The organism is Bryocella sp. (assembly GCF_058498515.1).
Genome location: NZ_JBMHYI010000005.1, coordinates 146,553 through 169,615 on the forward strand (window position 1 = coordinate 146,553; position 23,063 = coordinate 169,615).

Consider the following 23,063-nt stretch of genomic DNA (forward strand, 5'->3'; position numbering starts at 1 on the left):
GCCATACTGTTGCGCATGGTCCCGGCCCGCATCTGCGCGCTCCTCGCTCTCTTGCTGATCGCCGCGCAGGCGCTCACGCAGCAGCCGGAGCCAGACCAGCCGCCCCCCCAGCCCTACACCCTGCACGTCTATCAGCACCACATGCAGGTCGCCGCGCTCATGCTCGGCCAGGACGCAGAGAACCTGAAGGGCGTCACACCCGACAAGGTCAGCATCTCCATCGATGACGGCCCCCGCTTTCACCCCATAGCCCTTCGCGTCGAGGGCGACGACCCCCTCCATCTCGCCGTGCTTATCGACGCCTCCGACACCGACCCAGCGCTGCTGAAGAGCTTCGAATCCGAGCTGCCGCGCCTCGCCGCCAATGCCCTGCACCCCGCCGATCACATCTCCTTGTATGCCGTGGACTGCAGCCTGATCGCCTCGCTGAACCAGGCTCCCGCCACCCCGGAGATCATCGCGAAGGGTCTCGCCGCCGCTCTGAGCTTCCCCACGCTGCACCACGCCAACGGACACCACTGCTCCTCCACCGTGGCGCTCTGGGATGCGATGGCGACCGTCCTTGGCCGAATGGAAGGAACTTCTGGACGACGCGTCCTTCTCGTCGTCTCCGCAGGCATCGACGGAGCCAGCAAAGCCACTCCCGAAGGACTGACAAAACTCGCCGGGACCCAGAGCATCGCCGTCTTCAGCATCCGCAGCAGCACGGCCGCCGTCTCCGACCTTCGGTTGCGCGGCGTGCTCTCCGCACCACTCCCCGGGATGGCGAGCACCGCCGCCTTGAGCAGGACCGCCGCCAGCAACGGTGGCCTCACCTTCAGCATCCAGCCGCGCGAATTGAAGTCCACGCTCGAGCACTTCGCCCGCCTCCTGAGAACCCGCTACATCGTCGAGTTCGCCACTCCCGACAACGCCCAGGACGGCTCGCATGGCCTCGCCATCCAGGTGCCGAAGACCAGCATCGTCCTCTCCACCGGCGTCAGCTGGCTCCCGATCGACGCCTCCGTCAAAGCCGATCCCAGCACCGTCCCCACCGCCGCCTCATCTACAGTGCTAGGCAAAAAACGCCCACCGCAACCTAAGTGAAGCGGTCCTGCGACAAATGGCTGCGCCGGTTGACTCCGCACCTCTGGCATACTGTTGCCGAATGCCCACAACCCAACACCTCGCGCTCGCCGTTCTTCTACTTGGCACAGCCTCGGGAGCAGCCCAGGAAGCCTCGCCGTCAGGCGGCAAGGATGGCCAGCCCTACACGCTGCATGTGTACACCAACCGCATGCAGGTAGCGGCCCTCGTTCTCAACCAGGACAGGAGGAACCTCGAAGGTGTGACCGCCGACAAGTTCAAGGTCTCCATCGACGACGGCCCGCGCTTCCATCCCACTCGCACCCGCGTCGAGGGCGACGATCCCGTGAGCCTCGCCATCCTCCTGGATGAAGCCAATACCAACCCTATGCTCCTGAAGGCGGTGGTCGCCGAACTGCCAGGCTTTGCGGAGTCTGCTCTTCATCCCGCCGATGATCTCTCGCTCTATGCTGCCGACTGCAAGCTGATTCGTTCAGCGAGCCAAGCTTCTGCTACGCGGGAGGCCATGGCGAAGGGCCTCGCCACTGCGTTTGCCGCGCCGGAGTTGCATCAGCCCAACGGGCATCACTGCGGTGGCAAGATCAAGCTAAGGGACGACATGGCACTCATCCTCGCCAGAATGCGAGACGCCCCCGGACGCAGGGTGCTCCTGGTAATCTCCCCGGGGATCGACAGCAGCAGCACCATCTCGACGGAAAAGCTCGCCGTGCTTGCGGCCCGCCAGGGCGCCGCCGTCTTCTCGATCCGCATGACCACCGCGGATGTCTCCAATCTGCTGCTGCGCAACACGCTCTCTGCCGTCCGAAGCGGAGAGAGGGGCAACCTGCCGATGCTACCAATCACCGCCACCAACGGAGGCCTGATCTTCTCCATCGACCCGGATTGGACCCGCGACACGCTGGAGCGGTTCGCGCAGCTCCTTCGCACGCGATACATCGTGGAGTTCCCGGTCCCCGACAAGGCAGGAGACGGCTTTCACCATATCGAGCTTGAGGTACCCAAGGCAGTCCAGGTCCTATCCACGGGCAACAACTGGACAAGCTTGTCAGCATCCGTAAAGAGCGACCCCAGCACGATCCTGGGCGCGCCTTCGCCTGCGGTGATCGGAAACAATCGTCCGAAGTCCCCAAAGTAACTCCGCTCGCCTTACTCCGCCTGCAGCTCCGCCACCCGCGCTCCAGCCTTGCTCGCCAGCCGCATCACCAGCCGCTCCAGCACCAGCTTCTTGTCCGGCGGGCTCGACCGCAGCTCCACATCCGCCTTCGCAATCCAGCGCAGCCCGCGCGTCAGGTCTGCACGGTCCCGATACCGCCGCGCCTGCGCGATCAACGCGTCCGCCGCAAACGGCGCCACCCGGAACCCCGGCCACAGCACCTGCCACATCGCCCGCTGATCCTTCACCTGCTTCTCGTTCAACACCAGCATCTGCCGGTACGTCTTCGCCAGCGAGAACACGTGCCCGATCGCCGCATCCTCGCCTCCATCCGAAGCATTCAGCAACCCCTGCAACAGCGCCAGCGCCCGCGGAGCATCCTTCAAACTGATCGCATCCGTCAGCTCATACAAGCTCCGCTGCTTGGCCGACGCCACCATCGTCTCCACATCCACCAGCCCCAGCTCGGCTCGTCCGCGCTCCTGCGCCATCGCCGTCGCATACAACACCAGCTTGCCCAGCTCGCTCGACAGCATCAGCATGTCGCCGCTCAGCGCATCCACCAGCTCACGCGCCGCATCGTCCTGCATCGCCACACCAGCCGCCTCAGCCGAACGCAGCACCCACTTCAGCGCGTCTTCCTCGGCCACCGCCTGCAGCTCCACCATGCCGCACAGCTCACCCAGCGTCTCGCGCAGCTTGTCCGCGCGTTCCTTGTCCTGGAAGTCCAATCGCCGCAGATCCTGCGGCAGCGCAATGTGGTCCGCCATAAACACCAGCAGCGCCTGCGGATTCGACCGGTTGAAGTAGTCCGTCAGCGCCGCGAACTCTTCCTTCTTGCTGCCGCGCCCATACAGCGTCTTCACGTTGCGCAGGAACAACACCTGGAACGGAGCCATCAGAGACGGCGTCTGCGCCAGGTCCAGCGCCTCGAAGATCGACGTCTGCGCGAGATCAAGATCGTGCAGGCAAAAGTCCTTGAAGCCCTCCGGCACCAGCGCCGACACAACACCCCGCCGGCACAACTCCAGCAGAAACGCCTCCGCCCCCAGCAGCACATACCCCGGCTTACGCGCGTCTCCCGCGATCTCCTTCAGGAACCGGTCCACCGCCCCAAACGACCGCAGCCCCGCCCGCGTCGCAGGATCGAACACCCACTCGCTGCCTGACTTCGACATCCCGCTCTTCGCGCTCACTTGCCCACTCACTTAAAAGACTCCAGCATGTCGCTCACCAACGCCTGCCCAAAGTCATGCGCCATGCGCCGCACTGCGGCCGAGTCCTCCTGCACGAAACCCGAAAGATCCTGCGTCGACTGGTACTGCTGCCGCCACGCAAACGCATCGTTCGCATACAGCACCGTGCCGTCATGCGCCACCAGTTCCACCTTGGTCGTCACGCTCACCAGGTAGCTCGACGTCTGTCCGCTGGTCGCGTCATACGTCAGCGGCGCAATCGTCTCCGCCAGGATCGTCCCGCGCAGCGTAGCATCCGCCGCCGCCTTCTCATTGCCGCTTACGATCTGGTACCGCGTCCGCGTATTCAGCTCCCGCACCACCGCCGCCGTGAACAGGGTCTCCGTGTTGTACGCCTGCACCTTCGACTGGAAGATCGGCACATCCAACACCCGCACCGCAGCCGGAACATGCGTAGCCGCCCCCACCTGGTGATACCCACAACCCGTCAGCAGCATCGCTGCGCCCAGCATCACCGCTGCGGCACGCACCGAGCTCTTGCCCTTCTTGTTGTCATCCCCGAAGGGGATCTGCTTCTTTCCCAACGCGCCCATACCCCTATTGAACCACCACACCATCCCGCGTGACCGCCACGTAATACAGATCCGTCGCCACCTTGAACTCTTCCGCGCTTCCGCTCCACGCCATCGACCGCCACTCGGTAGTCACTGGCGTCACCAGCGTCCACTTCGCCGCATCGCCCACCTTGATCGGCATCGCGAACCCCGCCTCGTCCGCCTTCCAGCGATACTCCACCTTGCCGTCCGCAAACTTCAGCTCCAGCGTAGGAATGTCCTTGTGCCGCAGGTACTGGTCGAAGAACGGCGACAGGTTGAGGCCCGTCCGCTTGCCCCACCAACCCACCACATCCTCGGTCATGATGTCCTGATACTTGAACTGCTGGTAGAACGCCTTGATGTCCGCAAACCACTTCGCATCGTCATCGATCACGCTGCGCAGCGTGTTGATCATCAGCGCGCCCTTGAAGTATTGGTCCTGCGGCGGCTCCTGATTCACCCCATGCTCCGTGATGATCGGCCGCTGATTATGCACCTTCGCCTTCAGCCCGTTCGCATAGCGCAGCGCATCCGCTTTGCCCCACCGGTACTCCACATACAGCACCTCGAGGTACGTCGTCCACCCCTCGTGGATCCACATATCGGACACATCGGCCGCCGTCACCGAGTTGCCAAACCACTCATGCCCGCTCTCATGGATGATGATGAAGTCGAACTTCGGGCTGATCCCCACACCCGTCCAGTCGCGCCCGTAGTACCCGTTCGCAAACCGGTTCCCATACGCCACCGCCGACTGGTGCTCCATGCCCGCATACGGCACATCCACCAGCTTGTACCCATCCTTGTCCCACGGATACTCGCCGAAGTAGTGCTCATACGCATCCAGCATCTCCGGAACCTGCGCAAACTGCCGGTGCGCTCCCTCCAGGTGCTCGGGCAACGCATAGAAATCCAGCGTCGTCTGCTCACCCGTCTCCTTGTTCTTGTGCACATCCGACCAATGCTGATAGTCCCCGATGTTCAGCGCCACATCATAGTTGTTGATCGGGTAATGCACCCGCCACATCCACTTCGTATACCCATCTCCAAGGTCCTGTGACCCCAAAAATCGCCCGTTCGAAACATCCATCAGCCCATTCGGTACGGCCACATCGATCTCCATGCCGTCCTGCGGCTCATCGCGCCACTGGTCCTTGTTCGGCCACCACACGCTCGCGCCCTCACCTTCGCACGCCGTCGTAATCCAGGGCTTGCCCGCGGCATCCTTGTCGAAGCTGAAGCAACCAAACCGCCCCTGCCGCACCGGCTTGCCCGAGTACCTCACCGTCACCTCGGCCGTCTCGCCCTTGCGCACCACGCGGCCCAGGCTGATGTAGATCGCCCGCTCCTCCTGCGTGTACGTCAGCGTCTTGCCCTCGAACGTAATCCCCTCGATGTGGAACGTCGGGGTCAAATCCAGCTGGATCTTGTCCCCATCCGCCAGCATCCGGAACCGCACCATGTTCGCACCCGAGATCGTCTCCGCCATCGGATCGATGCGCAGGTCGAGGTGGTAGAACAGCAGATCGTTGTTCGCCCGATACGGCCCATAGCCGCCGCGCAGCACATCGTCGCGCGTCACCGGCTTCAGCCCATCCGGCCCCGCCGCGCCCTGCCCCACCGGCACTCCCGGAGTGGTTGTCGCACTCTGCGCCGACGGCTGACTCACCGGCTGTGTTGCGGTCTGCGTCCCCGCTTGTGTCAGGGCCCACGCCGGGGCAACCGCGAGGATCGTCGTCAGGATGGCTCCCAGCCATCTTCCAGCAGAAATCATGCTTCCAGCTTATCGCTCTCGAACGATCTGCATCCTACAGAGACCAGGAAGCGGCCCTAGCGGCGTACGTCCCCTCTCACGCAAGACTGAAACATTCACTCGAGGGCCCCTATGTATCACCACGTCAAGAAACTCATGTACACCGTCAACATCGGCACGCCGGACCTCAAGTTCGGCAACATGCTCCTCGAGCAATTCGGAGGAGCCAACGGCGAACTCGCCGCAGCCATGCAGTACACCATCCAGGGCTGGAACTGTGTGGACGACCTTGCCCGCCGCGACCTCCTGCTCGACATCGGCACCGAAGAGCTGAGCCATCTCGAAGTCGTCGGCGCGCTCATCCGCATGCACCTCAAGGACCTCAAGACCAACCGCGAGGCCGCCGAGGCCGATCCGCTCGTCACCATCGCCGGCGGCGGTGGCGTGGCGCTCGTCAACTCTGTCGGCAACGCCTGGACCGCCAATTACCTCCAGATCACCGGCGAGCTCGACGTCGATCTCCGCAGCAACATCGCCGCCGAAGCCCGTGCCAAGATCGTCTACGAACGCCTCATCGACCACACCGACGACCCCGGCACCATCGACACCCTGCAATTCCTCATGACCCGCGAGATCACCCACATGAAGGCCTTCTCCTCGGCCCTCGAGAGCATGGAAAAGCCCGCCTTCTCCATCGGCTTTCTCAAACCCACCCCCGTCCTCGTCGATCAGTACTTCAACGCCTCCACCGGCGATGGAGACGAAGGCGAAACCGACATGCGCGGCCCCTGGCAGACCGACTTCGGCCTCGAGCCCGTCGAGTCCAACATGGTCGGTGGCCCCGGCCTCGCCATCGAAGACGTCAAGGGCACCGAAGGCCAGGAAGAGCGCGGCAAGCAGGACGCCGGACAGAAGGCAACTACCTCCTGCTTCGACGAAGCCCTCAGCCAGACCCAGCCCAGCACCAACAAGCCCGGCCTGGAGAGCGCGACCACCAACGGCAACGGAGCCCACGCCAAAACCAGGAAGACCACCACCGCCAAACACGCCAAGTAGCTCACCCCGAACAAAAGAGAGGCAGCCGCCATGGCTGCCTCTTTCCATTCCACAATCCATCATCAGAAATCAGTGGTTCGGCATAAGTAGCTCTGCCTTTCCTCGCAGCTCAAACCTGGTCTTCCCTCATACCTCTACAGAAAACAAAAACGATGAAGCGTCGCCCCATGCAGCCGAGCATCGCGGCACACTCGCTCAGGCGATCTCTTCAGCCGCCAGCTCGAGATGCTGCAAATGCGTGTCCTTGAACGTCGTCGGATACTTCAATCCAAAGCCCAGCAGCCGGTCGAGTTCGATGTGGCTGAACCAGATAATCCCCACCGCCACCATCGACATGCGGCCCGTAGCATAGCCAACACCCAGCACCACCAGCGGCAGAAACAACACGTGTCCCACGTTGTAGAGCGTAGCTCCCGCCCGGACATTCAACAGGTATCCGGCCATCAACAGGTCCGGAGCCAGGAACAGCACCGCAAACAGAATCCAGCTCAGATGCAGATGAGCATAGACGAACAAAGCCGCTGCCAGAAGACAAGCATCTTCTCCGCGCAGCAGCACCGCGGGTTTGGCGAACAGGTTCATGCGTAATGCGTCCTCCCAAACAATTCTCGCGAACAAACGAGGCGGCCCATCTGGGCTTCAGTACCTTCTGTGTGTCGCCATCGCCAACTTAACGCTCTCCCATGTACTTCGCCTGCCCAGCTAACTGTGTCCAATCGTGCGTGGAGAGCACAAGAGCATAACCTCCGCTCATGAGCTGGTCCATCCCGACGTCCTCTTCCAGGAACGGGCGCGGAGTCGTATCCCCCTTGAACCGCGTTCCAACGATTGTGAGGCCGCTTCCGTCCGCCGCGTACGTGCTCGTGCTCGCGGTGACGATGTACCCACCCGCCGCCAGGTCTTGCACCATGCTGACTCCCTGGGCAAGGTTTCCCGAAACCACCTGCGTCTCGTACACTCCGTTCGGGTCGCCGGCCCAGGCGTACGAAAAATAGGTCACGTTGCTCCCAATCACGTAGAGCGCCGTAATCACGTGTCCCTGCGCGGCCTCCTGCGCGGCCGCAGCCGGAAGGGCCGCCATGCTCACGGTCGCCTGGAAACACGTATACGCCGGGCCGCTGCTGTCATGCACGTAGCCAAACGCAACGAAGCTCGGATCGACCGAAGCGACTCCGGTGGCGACCACCACCGACAGAGGATCATCCGGCGAAGGCATGTTGCCCATCGGCTCCGCTAACGCTGCCTGGAGGTTTGAGACGTCCGTGCCCCCGTATCCACTGCTGACCGACGCCGACGAAGCCAGCACGAGGAACGACCATCCGCATCCATTGTTTCCCAGCTGAAAGGACGTACCGATCGCGGCGCCGTACGTCATCGCAGCCGCCTGTCCTCCCGGCGGAGGACAGAAAACGATCGGATCCAACGAAAGCTGGGCCAACGAATATCCGTTCACCGTCGTCGCGGAGTCCACCTGGCTGAACCGTAGATCCCCCGCAACCGGAGCCCGCGCCGTCACCGTCAACGTCGCCGGCGAGCTCGTCACCGAGCCCCCGGCATTGCTCACCGTCACCGTAAACACCGCGCCACTGTCGGCGTAGGCCATCACCTGCGTCGTGTACGTCGACGCCGTCGCGCCCGAAATCGCTGCCCCATTGCGATACCACTGGTAGGAGAGATTGACGCCCGAAGCCCCCACCAGGAACGTCGCCGTCATGCCTGCGGGAACGCTGGCGCTGGCCGGCTGCTGCGTGATGACCCCAGCCAGAACCGGTGGCGCTGGCACCGACGCAACCCCGCATCCGCACAGAACAGCCGTGAGCGTGAGCGAAAGCACTGCCTGCCAGCTCAGGAAAAGACGCAGACTCGTTTTCATAGGAACCCAGGCCCATCGTATCCCGAGAAGCCCCATGGAAACAGATGAGGCGGCCCAAAGGCCGCCTCATCTGTTGTTGGGTTGCAACTCGTTTACGCCGTAGCGCTGCCTTCGGTGAAGCCGCTCTTGCGTCCACCCTCAGGCTTGATCACCTTCTGCGTGTCGCCATCGCCGGGCTCGGCAAACGCCAGCGCCGAACGTACCGGCGGCAGCTCCTGACCCGTGATGATCAGCTCGATCTCCTTGGCATCCAGCGTCTCGCGCTCCAGCAGGGCCTCGGCCATGCGGTGCATGATGTCGCCATTGCTCTCGAGGATCGAGTACGCCGACTTGTAGCCGTTGTCGACGAACTGCTTCACCAGGCGATCGATCTCCTTGGCCGTATCGTCCGAGTAATCCCGTGCCTGCGCGATCTCGCGGCCCAGGAAGATCTGCTCTTCCTTCTTGCCGTAGGTCAGCGGCCCAAGCTCGCTCATGCCGTACTCGCACACCATCTTGCGAGCCAGTTCCGTCGCGCGCACGATGTCGTTGCCCGCTCCGGTCGTCATGCGGTGCATGAAGATCTCCTCCGCGCAGCGCCCACCCATCAGGATGGCCAGCTGCGTCTCGAGGTAATCCTTCGTCACCGTGTGCTTGTCTTCCTCGGGCAGGTGCATCGTCACGCCCAGCGCCATACCGCGCGGGATGATCGTCACCTTGTGCAGCGGGTCGGAGTGCTTGCGCTTCGCAGCGACGAGCACGTGGCCAGCCTCGTGATAGGCCGTGTCGCGCTTGTCGTCGTCGCTCAGCAGCATCGACTTGCGCTCGGCGCCCATCAGCACCTTGTCCTTGGCAATCTCAAAGTCGTACATGTGGACCGACTTGCGGTTGAACCGAGCCGCGGTCAACGCAGCTTCGTTCACCATGTTCGCGAGATCCGCTCCCGAGAAGCCCGGTGTTCCACGAGCCAGGATCGCCAGGTCGACGTCCTCCGACAGCGGAACCTTCTTCGAGTGAACGCGCAGCACTTCCTCGCGCCCGCGAATGTCAGGACGATCGACAATGACGCGGCGATCGAAACGGCCCGGACGAAGCAGCGCCGGATCCAGCACGTCAGGACGATTCGTCGCGGCGATCAGGATTACACCGTCGTTCGATTCGAAGCCGTCCATCTCCACCAGCAGCTGGTTCAGCGTCTGCTCGCGCTCGTCATGTCCGCCGCCGAGGCCTGCGCCGCGGTGACGTCCCACAGCGTCGATCTCGTCGATGAAGATGATGCAGGGAGCATTCTTCTTGCCCTGCTCGAACAGGTCGCGCACGCGGCTCGCGCCCACGCCCACAAACATCTCCACGAAGTCCGAACCGGAGATCGAGAAGAACGGAACGTTCGCCTCACCCGCAACCGCGCGGGCCAGCAGCGTCTTGCCGGTGCCCGGAGGCCCGACCATCAGCACGCCCTTGGGAATGCGGCCACCCAGGCGCTGGAACTTCTGAGCCTCGCGCAGGAACTCAATGATCTCCTTGAGCTCCTCCTTGGCCTCGTCCACACCCGCAACGTCCTTGAACGTAATCTTCTTCTGCTGCATCGAGAGCAGGCGCGCACGGTTCTTGCCAAAGCTCAGCGCCTTGTTGCCGCCCGACTGCATCTGCCGCATCATGAACAGGAACAGCGCCAGCAGCACGGCGATTGGCGCAAGCTGGAACAGCCAGCTCATCCAGATGCTGCCGTTCTGATCCTTGTTGTGGATGTTGACGCCATGATCCCGCATCTCTTTCCAGAGATCGTTGTAGCCCGCAGGGATCGAGGTGTGGAAGCTCTCTTTGCCGTCTTTGAAGGTGCCCGAAATCTCGTGGTCGTTGACCGTCACGTCGGAGACCTTGTTCGCGTCGACAAAGTTCTGCATCTCCGTCATGGAGATCTCCTTGTCGTGCCCGGCTCCCATGTTGGCGACGACAAACTTCCAACCAATCAGCAAAATGCCGATAGTCGCCACCCAGATCAACAAGTGTTTAACCGTTGAGTTCAATCCGCTGCCTCGTTTCGTGTTCCTGCACTCCAGAGCCCGTATACCCTGCCGACACACGGCCTGGATTCGTGCCATCCGATAGTTTTAGACGCCTCACCCTGCAATCGGGTGCAGAATCGTCTATCGCCCATCGGCCGCCACGGAGTGCACGACGCTCCTATTCTACCCCCCAGCCCAAGGATTCCAATGGCGGTGCGTGCAACTTAAGCGGGCAATTTGGTGAGCTCAATGCCCACTTCAGGCCATCTCCACAGCGCGTTACCGAACGCCGGCCGTAGCCCGCCCAACCACCGCAAACTGCAGCTCCCGCGCCGTCCGCTCCACCCGCAGCCCGCCGGATAACTCCACTCGGCTCCCCGGCTTGCCAGCCGCTTCTCCTGGCTGACCCAACCCCGCCAGCGCCAGCACCCGCGCCGTCTCCACCGCGTTCATCCTGGCTCCCAGCGTCCTCGCCGCCGCCCGCATAATCCGTCGCCTCACCGCCGCAGCCAGCGGTCGCAGCCGCTCAATCTCCAGCGCACAACCCGCCTCACCCACACCCGTCGCGACGGCTCGTCCCCCACCGCGAACCGGCCGTCCCGGCAGCAGTAGCTGCGGCAGCAGACGACCAATCTCCCCCTGCCAGTACGATTCCTCGTCCCGAGCCACCTCCGCAACCCGCGCCAGCTGCTGATCCACCGCCGGATTGAAGCTCCGCAACACCGGCATCAACTCATGCCGCACCCGGTTCCGCGTCAGCGTCGTATCCGCATTCGACGAATCCGTCCGCCACCCCTGCCCCCGCTCCCGCAGATACACCTCGATCTCCACCCTCCGCACCCCCAGCAGCGGCCGCACAACCCGTCCATCCCTTGGCCCTTGGCCCTTGGCCCTCGACCCTCGCTCAGACACCTCAGGAGCAATCCCCCCCAGCCCCTCCGTCCAGGCCCCCCGCAACAGCTTCATCATCACCGTCTCGGCCTGGTCGTCAAGCGTATGCGCCGTCGCCACCACACCCGCTCTGCCCGACTCCAGCAGCCGCTCAAACACCCCGTACCGCAGCTCCCGAGCCGCCTCTTCCACCCCCTCGCGCTCCGCATCCTGCCGTCCCGCCGTATCCACGCGTTCCACCGTCAGCGCCACGCCCAGCCGCTCACACAGCTCGCGCACAAACGCCTCATCCCCATCCGACTCCGCACCCCGCAGCCCATGGTTCACATGCACCGCACTCAGCACCACGCCCAGCGGCGTCTTGTTCTGCCGCGACTCGGTATTGGCCTCGATCAGCCCCAGCAGCAGCGCCACCGAATCCGCCCCACCCGACACCGCCACACACACGCGCTCGCCCGCCGACAACAGCGCGCGATTCAATCCGAGTTCCAAAGTTCCAGCCACCCCAACATGCTAAGCGAGCACCTCCACTGGCATCTGGAATCTGGGCCACTGGAATCCTGAAACTCGACACCCCCAGCTCCCAGCTCCAAACTCGATCACCCCTCTCTCCAGCATCAGCACCGCTCCGTTGCTACCATCAGCAGATGTCCCACATCCGCCAGGCCACGCTCGACGACGTTCCCCTCATCGTTCGCCAGCGCCACCAGATGTTCGCCGACAACGAGTTCGGCAACGACGTCGCTCTCGCCGCCATGGATCCAGCCTTCGACGCCTGGCTGCGCCGCCACCTCGCCGCGGACACCTACATCGGCCTCCTGCTCAGCGAAGAAGAAGGCGCCGAGATCGTCGCCGCCGGAGGCATCTTCCTCATGGACTGGCCGCCCCACTACCTCCACGCCGAGCCTCTCCGCGCCTACCTGCTCAACTTCTACACCGCCCCCGAAGTCCGCGGCCGAGGCTACGCCCGCCTTATCCTCGACGCCGCCGTAAAGCTCTCCCGCCAGCGCGGAGCCACCGTCATCACCCTCCACGCCTCCCCCTTCGGCCGCCCCATCTACGAGAAATACGGCTTCCAGCAGTCCAATGAGCTCATGCTGAAGCCATAGCGAGCCAGCGCTTCGCGTTCGCACTGCGTGTCAGCACCTTGCCTTAGCGCGCTTCGCGCGGCAGCAAGTCAGCAGGATTGGGGCGCAACGGTTCGTTCGTCCGCTTAGGGAGAGGGCACGTCGTCTGCAATCGCTAACCCGCTAACGCGAAGCGCCGACTTGCTAACGCGCAAAGCGCGCCAACGCGAAGCGCTGGGTTTATACTTCCCTTCCTATGTCCGTCTTCGTAATCCTCCCCGCAGCGGGCCTCGGGACCCGCATGGCAGCCTCCTCTGGAGGGTCTCCCAAGCAGTTCCTCCAGCTCAAAGGCATCCCCATCCTGCTGCACTCGCTGCGTGCCTTCCTCGCCGTCCCGCGCGTCGAAGCCATCTACGTCTCCGTCCGCGAAACCGAGCAGCCCCGCGTCGCCGAACTCATCGCCGAACACGGCCTCAGCGGCAAGGTCCACGTCGTCACCGGCGGCGACACCCGCCAGGACTCCGTCGCCAACGCCCTCAACGCCCTGCCCTCGACCAGCGACGACGACATCGTCCTCGTCCACGACGCCGTCCGGCCTTTGATCGATCCCGTCACCATCGACCGCACCATCGACGCCATCGAGAAGCACGGCGCCGCCATCGTCGGCATGCCCGCCATCGACACCATCAAGCAGGTCGAGCGCACCGCCGACGGCGCCCTCATCACCGCCACCATCCCCCGCGAGCTCATCGTCCACGCCCAGACCCCCCAGGGCGCCAGCGTCCCCCTCATGCGCCAGGCCTTCGCCGAAGCCACCGCCGACGAGTTCGTCGGAACCGACGAGTCCTCCCTCCTCGAACGCGCCAACATCCCCGTCTTCGTCGTCCCAGGCTCCAGCCGCAACTTCAAAGTCACCCAACCCGGCGACCTGGAAGTAGCCGAGTTCTACCTCGCCGGCTAAGACGACACCCCGGACCACCGCCGCGTTTCACCTTCGTGCACCGTTGTGTCCTTCGTGTCCCTGGTGTCTTCCTTTTCCTCACACCTATCGAGTGTCATCGCCTCAAACCAGGACTCCGATGCCCACCCTCACCCCAAAAGTAGCCGTCGTCACCGGCGCCTCCACCGGCATCGGAGCCGGCATCGCCCAGGCCCTCGCCGCTGCCGGAGCCTCGGTCGTCGTCAACTACGCCCACAGCCAATCCGACGCCGACCACGTAGTCGCTGCCATCACCGCCAACGGCGGCCAAGCCATCGCCCTCCAGGCCGACATCTCCCAGGCCTCCGAAGCAAGCGCGCTCATTCAGAAAACCATCGCCCACTTCGGCCGCCTCGACATCCTCGTCAACAACGCCGGCATCTACCGCTACGCTCCGCTCGAAGCCATCACCGAAGCCGACTTCCACGCCCACTTCAACCTCAACGTGCTTGGCACGCTGCTCGTCACGCAAGCCGCCAATCCGCACCTCACCGCCGGAGCCAGCATCATCAACATCGGCTCCTCCATCACCCGCGAGAACCCGCCGGCGTCCGCGGTCTACACCGCAACCAAGGCCTCTCTCAACGCCATCACCAGCGTGCTCGCCAAAGAGCTAGGCCCCCGCGGCATCCGCGTCAACAGCATCAACCCCGGCTTTGTCGACGTACCCCGGAGGCGCGATCAGCTCAACGCCATCTCCAACCGCATCCATGGCCTCGTCGCCCGCACGCCCCTAGGCCGCATCGGCCTGCCCACCGACATCGCCCCCGCCGCAGTCTTCCTCGCCTCCGACGAAGCCCACTGGATCACCGGCGAGCTCCTCCACGTCAGCGGCGGCCTCTAGGCCTAACAACGAACGGGCTACCCCTTCAACAACCCCAGCCGCTCCAGGCTCTCCCCCGAAGACACAATCGCCTCCACCACCGAGCGCGGCTGCCACCCCAGCACACGCTGTGCCTTCTCGCTGGTCGCATCCTTTACCTTGCCCAGCTCCGGAACCACCTGCGCCACGCCCTTATCGAACAGCGCAACCAGCTTGATCATGAAGTTCGGCAGCACATGCACCTTCACACGGCGTCCCTGCGCGCCCATGCGTTCCTTCAGGATCTTTGCCATCTCCACCGCCGGAATAAAGTGCTCCGTCGTGCTGAGAAAGCGCTCGCCCGCGGCCTCAGGGCTCACCATCGCCAACCGATGCAGGCTCGCCACATCGCGCACATCCACGATGCCGAAAGAAAAGTTGGGCATGCCCGGCACATCGCCGCGGAGCACCCGCTTCAGCAGCACAATCGACGTCGAATAATCCGGCCCCAGCACCGGCCCGAAGATGCCCACCGGGTTCACCACGCTGAGCTCCATCCCTACACCCTCGCGCCGCACAAACTCCCACGCCGCGCGCTCCGCCAGCGTCTTCGACTTCTGGTACGGAAACACTCCCGGCCCATCGACAATCGTCCAGTCGTTCTCGTCGAATCTCTGCTTGCTCGCCGGATGCCCATACCCAATCGCCGCAAACGACGACGTCACCACCACCCGCCGCACGCCCGCATCGCGCGCCGCGCGCAACACCCGCAACGTGCCCTCCCGCGCCGGCGCGATGAGCTCGTTCTCATCCTTGGGCACATGCTCCGGAAACGGCGAAGCGACGTGCTGCACGTAGGTGCAGCCGGCCACAGCCGCCTGCCAGCCCGTGTCCTCCAGCAGGTTCGCCTGGGCAAACTCCACACCCGCAATCGCGTCTTCCGCAACCCCGCCCACCCGCAGCATCGCGCGAATGTCCTCCGCACGCTTCAGGTCCCGCACCGTCGTCCGCACCGTATACCCGTGCGCCAGCAGGTCCACAAGGCAGTGCGCCCCGACGAAACCCGTTCCACCCGTCACCAATACCCGATCAGTTGCCATGCAACACCGTCTCCACTCTTGAATCTTGAACGCTCCGTCTTAGAAGCGCCGTCCCCATCAACGATGCGACATTCGTTGTCCCAATCTTTTTGCACGCGCACACAATATCCACGCTTGGCCCCTGGCCCTTTGCCAACGCACAACGGACAACGCAGAACACCCGTGAAGTAACATAGACCTCGATGGATATCCGGATTGGTCTCGGCTTCGACTCGCACGCCTTCGCGGACGGCGTTCCGCTCGTCATCGGCGGGATGAAGATCGACCACCCCCAGGGCCTCGCCGGCCACTCCGACGGCGACCTCCTGCTCCATGCCATCACCGACGCTCTCCTCGGCGCCGTCGCCGCCGGCGACATCGGCACCTTCTTCCCCCCCACCGACCCCAAGTGGAAGGGCGCCGACTCAACCCTGTTCCTCAAAACAGCGCTCGAAGAAGTCGCCATGGCCGGCTACCAGATCGTCAACCTCGACTGCGTGCTCATCATGCACCGCCCCAAGATCGTCCCCATCGCCGGCCAGATGCGCGAACGCGTCGCCGACCTGCTCGACATCGACGTGAAGCGCGTGTCGATCAAGGGCAAGACCCCCGAAGGCCTCTCGCACGACGGAGCCGCCGTCGCCCATGTCGTCGTCCTCCTCGAAGGAATCTCCATCCCCAACGAGCCCCGCGTCATGGTCGCCGAAACCGACGCCCCCGACGAAGACGACGTCGAGAACCTGCTCACCACCCTCGCCGGCGACAAACACGACATCACCGCCCTAGGCCGCAAACCCGCCTTCGACACCGACGACCTCACCTAGCGGCCGCGGAATCTTGAGCCCGGGTCCCTCAAGGGACCCGGGCTCAAGACGGCCGGAGCGTGCAAGGCCTGCGATACACTCATCCGCATGTTCCGGACAATCGCTGCGTTCTTGCTGGGCTTCAGCTTCTGTTCTGTCGCCTGCGGCCAGACAGCTCCATCGAAGAGCTTCCACCTCATCATGCCAAAAGGCCCCGGAGCAATCCTCGTCGATACCGGCGGAGACTGGCATCCCGACAGGCTGTTCCTCTACGACAACGGTACCCGTCCCGCGGTGCAGCTCACGGGCAAACAGCCCGGTATGACGCTCTCCTACATCCTCTTTCCGGCAGCCACCAGCACTGCCACCGCGATCGACTGTCGCGAAGATGTCGTGAGACCGTTACTCAAACAGTTTGCCGATCGCATCGACTCGCATAGCGTGCATCGCGCGGAGCGAACTGACTCCCGCGGCGCCGCCGTCGCCACAGCCTCGTATGTGATGGATGGGGTGCCCCCGGATCTAGAGCAAGTCCTGAAGCTCAATCTGCACGACCTGAACAGCTTCGAGTTTGTCGCCGCGAATGGCCTCTGCGCCGAAGCGCACGTCTCCCTCGAAACTGATAAGTCCAAGCTCGCACCCCTGGACGCATCGTTGCCGGAGATTGTGCTCGACGCCAGCTACTCCCCCACCATTCAGGACTACGGCGGCGTGGCGTCCATCTTCTACCAGTCGATCCACAACTACGCCGCCGCGGCCACTTACTTCGACAGCGCGCTTTCCATGCTGCCTGAGTCATCAGGCGCAGACCAGCGCAACTTCCGCCGCTTCCTCACCGATCAGGCCGCCATGTCCTACGGCATGTCCGGCAACATCAAGCGCAGCCGCGAACTCAACGAAGCCGCCATCGCCAAGGACCCCGACTACCCGCTCTACTACTTCAACCTCGCCTGCGCGGACGCAGAGGAAGGCAAAGCTGACGCCGCCCGCGCTCACCTCGAGCAGGCCTTCGCCCGCAAAGCCAACACGATCCCCGGTGAGAAGCTCCCCGATCCCCGCAAGGACGACTCCATCCTCAAGCTTAAAAAGAACAAAGCCTTCTGGACCTTCGTGGAGACTCTGCCAACAAACTGAGCACCGCTCTCCGTTCATGTCCCTCTGTTAACATGGGTAGTTGACATGTCTGAGAGCAACACCACCTCCCGCCCCACCCGCGTCCGCATCGCCCCCTCGCCCACCGGCGACCCCCACGTCGGCACCGCCTACATCGGCCTGCTGAACTACGTCTTCGCGCAACAGCGCGGCGGCCAGTTCGTCCTGCGCATCGAGGACACCGACCGCACCCGCTTCGTCTCCACCTCCGAGCAGATGATCTTCGACGCCCTCAAGTGGGTCGGCCTCACCTGGGACGAAGGCCCCGACGTCGGCGGCCCCTTCGGCCCCTATCGCCAGTCCGAGCGCACCGACATCTACCGCGAGCACGTCGAGATCCTCCTAGCCAACGGGACCGCCTACCGCAGCTTCGAGACCGCCGAAGAGCTCGAAGCCATGCGCCAGCAGCAGATCGCCGCCAAGACGCCGCCCCGCTACAACGGCGCCGCTCGCCATCTCTCCCAGGAGCAGATCGACGCGTACCTCGCCGAAGGTCGCCCCTACACCGTCCGCCTCAAGGTCCCCCTCGAAGGCTCCACCACCTTCCGCGACGAATTGCGCGGCGACATCACCTTCGAGCACACCAACGTCGACGATCAAGTCCTGATGAAGTCCGACGGCTTCCCCACCTACCACCTCGCCAACGTCGTCGATGACCACCTCATGGGCATCACCGACGTCATCCGCGCCGAGGAGTGGATCAGCTCCACGCCCAAGCACGTCCTGCTCTACCAGGCCTTCGGTTGGGAGATGCCCAAGTTCTGGCACATGCCCCTGCTCCGCAACGCCGACAAGAGCAAGATCTCCAAGCGCAAGAACCCCGTCTCGCTCAACTTCTATCGCGACTCCGGCTATCTCGCACCCGCCGTCCTCAACTACCTCGGCCTCATGGGCGGCGGCATGCCCCAGCTCACCGAGCAGGAGATCGTCTCCAAGGGCGTCAACACCAAGGAGACCGACATCTTCTCCCTGCCGGAGATGCTCGAGAAGTACGACTTCGCCCGCATCTCCCTCGGCGGCCCCGTCTTCGACCTCGTCAAGCTGAAGTGGCTCAACGGCGAGTACCTCCGCAAGCTCTCACCCGAGGACTTCTTCTCGGCGATGCGCGAGACCATCTTCTCCGACGCCAACCTCCACGCCATCATCCCGCTGGTGCAGGCCCGCCTCGAGACCCTCGGCCAGATCGGCGACCTCGCCGACTTCCTCTTCCGCGACACCGTCATGCCACCCGAATCCGTCTGGCTCCCCAAGAAGCGCGAATCCGCCGAGACCCTCGTCTTCGTCGCCGAACAACTCACCGCCCTCGAAGCCGCCGCCTGGGACAAGGACTCCATCGAAGCCGAGCTCAAGAAACTCGGCGAGGCCAAGGGCTGGAGCGTGAAGGAAAACTTCATGCTCCTCCGCGCCATCGTCACCGGCAGCGCCACCTCGCCACCGCTGGTGGAATCCATGGTCGTCTTCGGCAAAGCCCGCACCCTCGACCGCATGCGCCGCTTCCTCGCCTTCCAGAAGCTCCCCAAGCGCGGATAGATCGAAGCCGTATCGACAGATCGATTGAGCAGATCGATTGAGCGGAAGTGTTCGACTCACAGGAAATTTGTCATCCTGAGCAAGCCTCTCGTGGTTTCATCGCGAGAGGCGCAGTCGAAGGACCTGCTGTCTGGTGGCACAGGCACCAGCTTCCGCATTTTCTGCCAATAGGGTCCACGCGGAGTCTCCTCGAAAGCCGCCTACGCCCCCGGAGCATCCAGAAACGGCCGCACCATCTCCGTTTGAAAACCGCCGGTTCTTCCCCGGAATCTCCCTCTCCAGACCAGGGAAGCAAAGCAGGTAAGAGTCCCCAGAGTTGGCATAGTTTTCTGCGTCACTCGCTACAATAGAAATAGAGGCAGAAATAGAGGCGCTGTGGTTCCCGTCGCCCGGACCCGCAGCCACAAGCTGCCTGTTTTCAACACTTGAAGGTAAGCCGCTCGAAAGAAAGACTTTACAAGGTACCCCCGTAAATCTCCTGTTTTCAACACTTGCCAAGATAGGGGGGGGAGGGGGTACCCCCTACGTGTCCAGCCGGTTCGCCTCCGCCACCTGTCCATACCAAAGTCCCGAATCTTTAATTCGCCGCGATTGGTCGCGGTAGTCGACATACGTCAGCCCGTAACGCTGGCTGTAACCATCGCTCCACTCGAAGTTATCCAGCAGGCTCCACGCATGGAAGGCCCGCACCTTGGCTCCATCGCGAATCGCCCGCGCCAGCTCCGCCAGCTCGGCCCGGAAGAACCGGATCCGCCGCTCGTCGGGAATCGATCCGCCCGCCTTCGCATAAGGTCCGTCGAGATAACTGCAACCACTCTCGGTAATCTCGATCGGAGGGAAGTTGTACTCCCGCGAGATCCGCATCACCAGGTCATAGATCCCGCGCGGATAGATCTCCAGCCCCGCGTCGGTTAGCTCATGCTCCGCAGGCATCTCGGCGTGGAAGCGCGTGTACGGATCGCGACCCGTCGCCGGATCGGCCTCGATCTCCGTACCGAAGCTCACAGCTCCCGCCGTGGCGTCTCCACTCGCGTCGCTCACGATGCGCCGCGTGTAGTAGTGGAAGCCCACCCAGTCCAACGGAGCCTTCATGATCGCGTCATCGCCCGGTCGAATGGCCATCAGCTTGAACGCTCGGTCATCCACAAACGCCTTGGGATACCGTCCATGCATCGCGGCCTCGAGGAAGAACACGTTATTCATCGCGTGATAGCGGTCAGCCGCCGCACGGTCGGCTTCACTCTCGGTCTTCGGGTACGCCGGTGCCGCACCGTACGCGCTGCCCACCGTGGCCTGCGACGAGTTCGCCTTCAGCGCGCGCAACGCCTGCCCCTGCGCGAGCGAGATCGTATGCGCCGCCTTCAGGAAATCCGCATAGCTCGCGCGCCCCGGAGGAAACACACCTACGCCATAGCCCAGATAAGCAAACGACCATGGCATGTTGAACGGCGCCCACACCGTAATGCGATCGCCAAGATGCTTCGCCAGCAGCCCTGCATAGTCCGCAAAGTAGCTCGCAAGGTCGCGATTGGGCCATCCTCCCAGGTCTTCCAACGCCTGCGGAAGATCCCAGTGATACATCGTGCAGAACGGCCGGATGCCGGCCTCGTGCAGCGCATCGCACAGCCGCTTGTAGTGGTCGAGCCCCTTCTGGTTGACCGCGCCCTTTCCCTGCGGCAGCACCCGCGCCCACGAGATCGAAAACCGGTAGCTCTTCTGGTGAAGCTGCTTCAGGATCGCAATGTCTTCAGGAAAGCGGTGGTAACTATCGCAGGCCACATCGGCAGTAGCCGCGCCCCGTATCTTGCCAGGCGTATGGGAAAAGCGATCCCAGATGCTCTCGCCCTTGCCATCCTCATTCCACGCCCCTTCGACCTGATACGCCGCCGTCGCCATGCCCCACAGAAAGCCTCCAGGAAAACTCGCGCCCCCAGCCTGCGGGCGCTCCGGCATGGACATCATCTGCGCCCGGCTAGCGCCGGACGAAGCAGCAGCAACAGGGAGCATCGAAGCTCCGGCAGTCTGCAGAGAGCAAGCGAGAAACCTGCGTCGATCCATGAGGGCATTCTCCTGGGCCGCCACAATATCACGCCCAACCCATCAAGGTAAACGTTTGTCTATGACAGCCTGTCTCATCGCCCAGACCGGCAGGGCTCGTTCCCGTCACGCGCCAACCCAAATCTCGCCATCGAGTTGCGGCGATCGGACGGCAACTCGCATCCTGCCCGCGGGTCTCTGACAAACGATGATGAGCTTCGCGTTCCCGGCGAATGCGCTCACGCAATCACGAAGTTGATTGGAGACAACGATGGCTACCCCGATGAACCTCAAGACAAGATTCGCGACCTCCCTGCTCGGGCTTGGCCTGATCGCCGGCGCCGCTCTCGCCCAACCGCAGTATTACCAGGGTCCGCAAGGCCCGCCACCACCGCCTCAGCAGGGCTGGGAAGCTCCGCCGCCTCAGTTTGCCGCAGCCATGCAACGCGGCTATCGCGATGGCGTCGTTGGGGCGCGCAAGGACTTTGAGAACCATCGTCCGCCCTCGCCCATGAACCGCGACGAGTACCGCAACCCGCACTTCATCGCGTCGCCCGACCGCCGCGACTACCGCGAAGGCTTCCGCCGTGGCTATCAGGCCGCGGTGCGCAACATCTACGGCCCGCAGTACAGGAACTTCTAGCGTTCCCGTCGCGGGTGGCCCATCCTTTCGCGTTGTTTGCGAAAGGGTGGGTATCGTTTGCGGCAGCAAACGACCGTCGTCGATGAAGATCAAGCGGAGGGCCGCCGTTGCTACTTCGCCGTGAGCAGCACCTTCACCGGCAGCGACCGTGGCGGAAAGCAAGCCGCGTTGTCGCAAGCCTGGTAATGCAGCGAGCCCGTGAGCGACGCCGTCCCTGCCTTCGCCTCGACACGCACGGCCACACGAAACTCGTTCTGGTACACATCCAGCGGATCGTTCGAGCTGGGCAGCTTGAACGGATGCCCCGCAGGATAGTCCACCGAGATCACGCGCACGCCGGGCGCAGCATCGAGCTTGAGTTCCGTGGGAATCAGCAGCTCATCCTTGGGATGGCGCGAGTTGATGTGGAAGCCTTGCTCCACGCGGAAGCGCAACTCGATGGTTTGCGGACCGCCAGCCGTGGTCTCCACAGCGTCCGAGAGCAACAGCACATGCTGCAGCTTCGCGCTCGATCGAGCGCTGTCGCCGCCAAGGGAGATTGTCTGAGCTCGAACCGGCGCGGAGACCAATGCAGCACACACCAGCAGCGCAGCAAGGCCAAAGATCCTGCGAGGATGTTTCTTCATAGTGGCCGCAACTCCTTAGGTCTGGCTCTCCGCGAGCGCCCTGCGAATCGTGGCTTCCATCTGGTCCTTGGTCGGCGCGCCCGGAGTCTGCTCCACGATCTTGCCCTTCGCGTCCACGATGTACGTCACAGGAAGGTAGTCTCCAAGACCGAAAGCCTTCGCCGTCTTATCGTCAGCCATCAGGATCGGATACGTGACGCCGGCCTTCTTCGCCGCCTTGGTCACATCGTCCTTGGTCACGCCGTCTTCGTAGTCCAGGCCCAGCACCACCAGCTGGTTGCTCGCATACTTCTTGCCGAACTCCTCGAACCACGGCATCTCCAGCCGGCACGGCCCGCAATACGTCGCCCAGAAGTTGACGATGACCGTCTTGCCCTTCAGGTCCGAAAGCTCGATGTGGCGGCCATCGATGGTCGTCAGCGTAAAGTCCGGTGCGGCTTTGCCGCGCAGATCTCTGCCCAGCTCCGCCGGTATCGCGTCCGAGGCATCCGCCGCCGCGCCTGAGGCCACCGGCGTCAGGTCCACCCGGTTCGCCGACGCCTGCTGCATCGCCGCGCGGCGTTCGCGCAGATTATGCACTCCAGCCGTCACCAGCACGGCCAGCACCGCCGCGATTCCTCCTGCCACCAATAAACGACGAAGCAAAGCAACCTCCATGCGATCAGGCGGGCTCGAGCCGCAGCCCCGCAGTCTCACCTATCAGTCTATCGGACGCCCAGACCGCCCCGAAGTTACAGATCTCCTATACATTTGGCG

The 23,063-nt window shown here is 63.5% G+C and carries 21 protein-coding genes; 10 read left to right on the top strand and 11 right to left on the bottom strand.

Annotation, left to right across the window (positions count from 1 at the left end; genetic code table 11):
- Nucleotides 1-15 precede the first annotated feature (15 nt).
- Nucleotides 16-1,086, top strand: coding sequence for a vWA domain-containing protein (locus AC5E6W_RS01585; protein WP_491750504.1), 1,071 nt, complete (start codon nt 16-18; stop codon nt 1,084-1,086).
- A 61-nt stretch (nt 1,087-1,147) separates the two neighbouring features.
- Nucleotides 1,148-2,221, top strand: a complete 1,074-nt coding sequence (locus AC5E6W_RS01590) for a vWA domain-containing protein (protein WP_491750505.1) — start codon at nt 1,148-1,150, stop codon at nt 2,219-2,221.
- A gap of 11 nt (nt 2,222-2,232) precedes the next feature.
- Here AC5E6W_RS01590 and holA read toward each other — a convergent pair whose 3' ends face one another.
- Genes holA through AC5E6W_RS01605 form a run of 3 tightly spaced genes read right to left on the bottom strand, consistent with a single transcriptional unit; the run spans nt 2,233 to nt 5,805 of the window.
- Nucleotides 2,233-3,417, bottom strand: coding sequence for a DNA polymerase III subunit delta (gene holA / locus AC5E6W_RS01595; RefSeq protein ID WP_491750560.1), 1,185 nt, complete (start codon nt 3,415-3,417; stop codon nt 2,233-2,235).
- A 26-nt stretch (nt 3,418-3,443) separates the two neighbouring features.
- Entirely contained in the window at nt 3,444-4,028 is a 585-nt protein-coding gene (gene lptE, locus AC5E6W_RS01600) for an LPS assembly lipoprotein LptE (RefSeq protein ID WP_491750506.1), read from the bottom strand.
- Nucleotides 4,029-4,032: 4 nt separating this feature from the next.
- Nucleotides 4,033-5,805: a M1 family metallopeptidase gene (locus tag AC5E6W_RS01605; protein WP_491750507.1), complete on the bottom strand. Its 1,773-nt coding sequence runs from the start codon at nt 5,803-5,805 to the stop codon at nt 4,033-4,035.
- 111 nt (nt 5,806-5,916) lie between these two features.
- On the opposite strand from AC5E6W_RS01605, the gene AC5E6W_RS01610 reads away from it, so the two are divergent.
- Nucleotides 5,917-6,840 carry a manganese catalase family protein gene (locus tag AC5E6W_RS01610; RefSeq protein ID WP_491750508.1) on the top strand — a complete coding sequence of 308 codons (924 nt, stop codon included), beginning with the start codon at nt 5,917-5,919 and terminating at the stop codon, nt 6,838-6,840.
- A gap of 195 nt (nt 6,841-7,035) precedes the next feature.
- Here the strand turns inward: AC5E6W_RS01610 and AC5E6W_RS01615 are convergent, their stop codons facing one another.
- The 4 genes from AC5E6W_RS01615 to tilS form a co-directional block, all read right to left on the bottom strand.
- Nucleotides 7,036-7,422, bottom strand: a complete 387-nt coding sequence (locus AC5E6W_RS01615; protein WP_491750509.1) for a DUF4260 domain-containing protein — start codon at nt 7,420-7,422, stop codon at nt 7,036-7,038.
- A gap of 88 nt (nt 7,423-7,510) precedes the next feature.
- Entirely contained in the window at nt 7,511-8,713 is a 1,203-nt protein-coding gene (locus AC5E6W_RS01620; protein WP_491750510.1) for an immunoglobulin domain-containing protein, read from the bottom strand.
- Between the two features lie 92 nt (nt 8,714-8,805).
- Complete coding sequence (ftsH, locus tag AC5E6W_RS01625; RefSeq protein ID WP_491750511.1) at nt 8,806-10,719, bottom strand: ATP-dependent zinc metalloprotease FtsH; 1,914 nt, start codon at nt 10,717-10,719, stop codon at nt 8,806-8,808.
- 258 nt (nt 10,720-10,977) lie between these two features.
- Nucleotides 10,978-12,069, bottom strand: a complete 1,092-nt coding sequence (tilS, locus tag AC5E6W_RS01630; RefSeq protein WP_491750512.1) for a tRNA lysidine(34) synthetase TilS — start codon at nt 12,067-12,069, stop codon at nt 10,978-10,980.
- Nucleotides 12,070-12,236: 167 nt separating this feature from the next.
- Here tilS and AC5E6W_RS01635 point away from each other — a divergent pair, with 167 nt between their 5' ends.
- The 3 genes from AC5E6W_RS01635 to AC5E6W_RS01645 all read left to right on the top strand — a co-directional run bounded on the left by AC5E6W_RS01635 (nt 12,237) and on the right by AC5E6W_RS01645 (nt 14,479).
- Nucleotides 12,237-12,698 carry a GNAT family N-acetyltransferase gene (locus AC5E6W_RS01635; protein WP_491750513.1) on the top strand — a complete coding sequence of 154 codons (462 nt, stop codon included), beginning with the start codon at nt 12,237-12,239 and terminating at the stop codon, nt 12,696-12,698.
- A gap of 214 nt (nt 12,699-12,912) precedes the next feature.
- The gene (ispD, locus tag AC5E6W_RS01640) at nt 12,913-13,617 is read left to right on the top strand and encodes a 2-C-methyl-D-erythritol 4-phosphate cytidylyltransferase (protein ID WP_491750514.1); all 705 of its coding nucleotides are present in this window, start codon (nt 12,913-12,915) and stop codon (nt 13,615-13,617) included.
- Nucleotides 13,618-13,735: 118 nt separating this feature from the next.
- The gene (locus AC5E6W_RS01645; protein ID WP_491750515.1) at nt 13,736-14,479 is read left to right on the top strand and encodes a glucose 1-dehydrogenase; all 744 of its coding nucleotides are present in this window, start codon (nt 13,736-13,738) and stop codon (nt 14,477-14,479) included.
- Between the two features lie 17 nt (nt 14,480-14,496).
- Here AC5E6W_RS01645 and AC5E6W_RS01650 read toward each other — a convergent pair whose 3' ends face one another.
- Nucleotides 14,497-15,537, bottom strand: coding sequence for an SDR family oxidoreductase (locus tag AC5E6W_RS01650; protein WP_491750516.1), 1,041 nt, complete (start codon nt 15,535-15,537; stop codon nt 14,497-14,499).
- Nucleotides 15,538-15,719: 182 nt separating this feature from the next.
- On the opposite strand from AC5E6W_RS01650, the gene ispF reads away from it, so the two are divergent.
- The 3 genes from ispF to gltX all read left to right on the top strand — a co-directional run bounded on the left by ispF (nt 15,720) and on the right by gltX (nt 19,001).
- The gene (gene ispF, locus AC5E6W_RS01655) at nt 15,720-16,340 is read left to right on the top strand and encodes a 2-C-methyl-D-erythritol 2,4-cyclodiphosphate synthase (RefSeq protein ID WP_491750517.1); all 621 of its coding nucleotides are present in this window, start codon (nt 15,720-15,722) and stop codon (nt 16,338-16,340) included.
- Between the two features lie 87 nt (nt 16,341-16,427).
- Entirely contained in the window at nt 16,428-17,453 is a 1,026-nt protein-coding gene (locus AC5E6W_RS01660; protein ID WP_491750518.1) for a tetratricopeptide repeat protein, read from the top strand.
- Between the two features lie 45 nt (nt 17,454-17,498).
- Nucleotides 17,499-19,001 (top strand): glutamate--tRNA ligase, encoded by a 1,503-nt coding sequence (gene gltX, locus AC5E6W_RS01665; protein WP_491750519.1) that lies wholly within the window; start codon nt 17,499-17,501, stop codon nt 18,999-19,001.
- Between the two features lie 522 nt (nt 19,002-19,523).
- Here gltX and AC5E6W_RS01670 read toward each other — a convergent pair.
- Complete coding sequence (locus tag AC5E6W_RS01670; protein ID WP_491750520.1) at nt 19,524-21,008, bottom strand: glycoside hydrolase family 1 protein; 1,485 nt, start codon at nt 21,006-21,008, stop codon at nt 19,524-19,526.
- Nucleotides 21,009-21,309: 301 nt separating this feature from the next.
- On the opposite strand from AC5E6W_RS01670, the gene AC5E6W_RS01675 reads away from it, so the two are divergent.
- Nucleotides 21,310-21,681, top strand: a complete 372-nt coding sequence (locus AC5E6W_RS01675) for a hypothetical protein (protein ID WP_491750521.1) — start codon at nt 21,310-21,312, stop codon at nt 21,679-21,681.
- A gap of 110 nt (nt 21,682-21,791) precedes the next feature.
- Here the strand turns inward: AC5E6W_RS01675 and AC5E6W_RS01680 are convergent, their stop codons facing one another.
- Together AC5E6W_RS01680 and AC5E6W_RS01685 are read right to left on the bottom strand one after the other, a co-directional pair.
- Nucleotides 21,792-22,307, bottom strand: coding sequence for a protein-disulfide reductase DsbD N-terminal domain-containing protein (locus tag AC5E6W_RS01680; protein WP_491750522.1), 516 nt, complete (start codon nt 22,305-22,307; stop codon nt 21,792-21,794).
- 15 nt (nt 22,308-22,322) lie between these two features.
- A complete protein-coding gene (locus AC5E6W_RS01685) occupies nt 22,323-22,952 on the bottom strand; it encodes a TlpA family protein disulfide reductase (RefSeq protein ID WP_491750523.1) in 630 nt (209 codons plus the stop codon).
- Nucleotides 22,953-23,063: the final 111 nt, after the last annotated feature.

Excerpts from the sequence above, each read along its gene's own strand:
- AC5E6W_RS01585 (WP_491750504.1), top strand. The coding sequence starts at position 16 with ATGGTCCCGGCCCGCATCTGCGCGCTCCTCGCTCTCTTGCTGATCGCC.
- AC5E6W_RS01590 (WP_491750505.1), top strand. The coding sequence starts at position 1,148 with ATGCCCACAACCCAACACCTCGCGCTCGCCGTTCTTCTACTTGGCACA.
- holA (WP_491750560.1), bottom strand. The coding sequence starts at position 3,417 with ATGTCGAAGTCAGGCAGCGAGTGGGTGTTCGATCCTGCGACGCGGGCG.
- lptE (WP_491750506.1), bottom strand. The coding sequence starts at position 4,028 with ATGGGCGCGTTGGGAAAGAAGCAGATCCCCTTCGGGGATGACAACAAG.
- AC5E6W_RS01605 (WP_491750507.1), bottom strand. The coding sequence starts at position 5,805 with ATGATTTCTGCTGGAAGATGGCTGGGAGCCATCCTGACGACGATCCTC.
- AC5E6W_RS01610 (WP_491750508.1), top strand. The coding sequence starts at position 5,917 with ATGTATCACCACGTCAAGAAACTCATGTACACCGTCAACATCGGCACG.
- AC5E6W_RS01615 (WP_491750509.1), bottom strand. The coding sequence starts at position 7,422 with ATGAACCTGTTCGCCAAACCCGCGGTGCTGCTGCGCGGAGAAGATGCT.
- AC5E6W_RS01620 (WP_491750510.1), bottom strand. The coding sequence starts at position 8,713 with ATGAAAACGAGTCTGCGTCTTTTCCTGAGCTGGCAGGCAGTGCTTTCG.
- AC5E6W_RS01635 (WP_491750513.1), top strand. The coding sequence starts at position 12,237 with ATGTCCCACATCCGCCAGGCCACGCTCGACGACGTTCCCCTCATCGTT.
- ispD (WP_491750514.1), top strand. The coding sequence starts at position 12,913 with ATGTCCGTCTTCGTAATCCTCCCCGCAGCGGGCCTCGGGACCCGCATG.
- AC5E6W_RS01645 (WP_491750515.1), top strand. The coding sequence starts at position 13,736 with ATGCCCACCCTCACCCCAAAAGTAGCCGTCGTCACCGGCGCCTCCACC.
- AC5E6W_RS01650 (WP_491750516.1), bottom strand. The coding sequence starts at position 15,537 with ATGGCAACTGATCGGGTATTGGTGACGGGTGGAACGGGTTTCGTCGGG.
- ispF (WP_491750517.1), top strand. The coding sequence starts at position 15,720 with ATGGATATCCGGATTGGTCTCGGCTTCGACTCGCACGCCTTCGCGGAC.
- AC5E6W_RS01660 (WP_491750518.1), top strand. The coding sequence starts at position 16,428 with ATGTTCCGGACAATCGCTGCGTTCTTGCTGGGCTTCAGCTTCTGTTCT.
- gltX (WP_491750519.1), top strand. The coding sequence starts at position 17,499 with ATGTCTGAGAGCAACACCACCTCCCGCCCCACCCGCGTCCGCATCGCC.
- AC5E6W_RS01670 (WP_491750520.1), bottom strand. The coding sequence starts at position 21,008 with ATGCTCCCTGTTGCTGCTGCTTCGTCCGGCGCTAGCCGGGCGCAGATG.
- AC5E6W_RS01675 (WP_491750521.1), top strand. The coding sequence starts at position 21,310 with ATGGCTACCCCGATGAACCTCAAGACAAGATTCGCGACCTCCCTGCTC.
- AC5E6W_RS01680 (WP_491750522.1), bottom strand. The coding sequence starts at position 22,307 with ATGAAGAAACATCCTCGCAGGATCTTTGGCCTTGCTGCGCTGCTGGTG.